Annotated in this window: 1 protein-coding gene; it reads right to left on the bottom strand. The window is 71.7% G+C overall.

Features of this window, described 5'->3' with window-relative positions:
- Nucleotides 1–2,063, bottom strand: a 2,063-nt coding sequence (locus B0E53_RS35870; protein WP_107079862.1) for an FAD-linked oxidase C-terminal domain-containing protein, incomplete at both ends; no start/stop codon positions are given.

Below are 2,063 nucleotides of genomic sequence, written 5' to 3'. Positions count from 1 at the left end.
CCGAAGTTGCCGGCCAGTCCGCAGCAGCCGGAGTCCAGGACCTGCGCGTCGACGCCGGCCGCGGACAGGACGGCCAGATCGGGCGCGGTGCCGAGAATCGCGTGCTGGTGGCAGTGGGTCTGGATCAGGGCGTGTGCCGCGATCCGGGGCGGCTGCCAGCCCGGGCTGTGGTCGTGCAGCAGCTCCGCGAGGGTGACCGTCTGCTCTCGCAACCGGGTGACGTCGTCGTCGGCCGGGAACAGCTCGTACGCGTCGCTGCGGAACACCGCCGTGCAGCTGGGCTCCAGCCCAACGATCCGGGTGCCGGCCCGCAGGTACGGACGCAGCACATCTACCGTACGGCGCAGCACCCACTTCGCGACGTCCAGCTGCCCGGTGGAGATCCAAGTCAGTCCGCAGCACACCGGTCGGTCCGGCACCCGTACCCGCCAGCCGGCCGCCTCCAGCACCTCCACCGCCGCACGGGCGATGCCCGGGTGAAAGTGGTTGGTGAAGGTATCCGGCCAGAGAACGACGTCCCCCCGGAAGCCCTCGCCGGTCGGGGCGCGGCGGGCGAACCAGTGCTGGAACGACTCCGGCGCGAAGACCGGGATGTCGCGTCGCTGGTCGATCCCGCCGGCGGCCTTGGCCAGGCGGCTGAGCCCGGGCGCGTGCGCGAGGGCGTTGACCGTACGCGGCAGGCGCGCCGCGGCGGTGGCCACCAGCGGCAGCCAACCCATCGAGTAGTGCTGGCGGGGACGCAGCCGGCCGGCGTAGTGGTGGGACAGGAACTCGGCCTTGTAGGTGGCCATGTCCACGTTCACCGGGCAGTCCGCCTTGCAGCCCTTGCACGCCAGGCACAGGTCGAGCGCGTCCCGCACCGCCTCGGAACGCCAGCCGTCGCCGATCGTGCCGCCCCTGGCGGTCCCGTCGAGCATCTCGAACAACAGGCGGGACCGGCCGCGGGTGGAGTGCTCCTCCTCCCGCGTGACCATGTAGGAGGGGCACATGACACCGCCGGAGTGGCGGCGGCACTTGCCGACGCCCACGCAGCGCAGCACCGCCTCGCCGAAGCTGCCGCCGTCGTCGGGGTAGGCGAAGACCGTCTCCACGGCGCCGTGGTCGTAGTTCACGCCCAGCCGTAGGTGGCTGTCCAGCGGATAGGGCGGCATGACCTTACCGGGGTTCATCCGATCGTCCGGGTCGAAGATGGCCTTGAACTGCCCGAAAGCCTTCATCAGCCGGTCGCCGAACATCTTCGGCAGCAGTTCGCCGCGGGCCTGCCCGTCGCCGTGCTCGCCGGAGAACGAGCCGCCGTAGGAGGCGACCAGGTCGGCGGCCCGCTCAATGAAGGCCCGGAAGTCGCGGACGCCGTCGGCGGTGCGCAGCCGGAACGGGATACGGGTGTGCACGCAGCCCTGGCCGAAGTGCCCGTACAGGGAGGCCTCTTCGTAGCCGTGCTCCCGGTAGAGCCGCTCGAGGTCCCGCAGGTAATCGCCGAGCCGGTCGGGAGCGACCGCGGAGTCCTCCCAGCCCGGCCAGGTGTTCTCCGAATCGGGCACGTGGGCGGTGGCGCCCAGCGCCGACTCGCGGACCGCCCACATCCGCTTCTCGTCGGCCGGATCGGCGAACTCGTGCACCGTCGGTCCGCCGTCCCGGCGGACCGCGGCGATCAACCGGTCGGCCGCCGCGCGGGCCTGCTCGGGCGTGTCGGCGCCGAGCTGGACCATCAGCCAGGCGCCGCCGTCGGGCAGCTCGTGCAGGGCGCGCGGATGCAGACTCTTGCGCCGCTCGAAGCTGACCAGCTTGTCGTCGATGCCCTCCAGCGCGATCGGCCTGTGCTCCAGGACGCGGGGCACGTCGTCTCCGGCTGCGGCGATGTCCGGGTAACTGAGGAACACCATCGCGTCGGCCTTGACGATCGGGACCAGCTTCAGCCGGGCCCGCAGGATGGTGACCAGGGTGCCCTCGGAGCCGACCAGGGCCTGGGCGACGTGGAAGTTCTTCTCCGGCAAGAGGCTGTCGAGGTTGTAGCCGGAGACCCGGCGCGGGATGTCCGGGTACCGGGTGCGGATGTCCGCCAG

Source organism: Micromonospora sp. MH33, from assembly GCF_003013775.1.
GTDB classification, from domain to species: domain Bacteria; phylum Actinomycetota; class Actinomycetes; order Mycobacteriales; family Micromonosporaceae; genus Micromonospora; species Micromonospora fulviviridis.
This window is presented reverse-complemented; position numbering and strand designations above follow the sequence as displayed.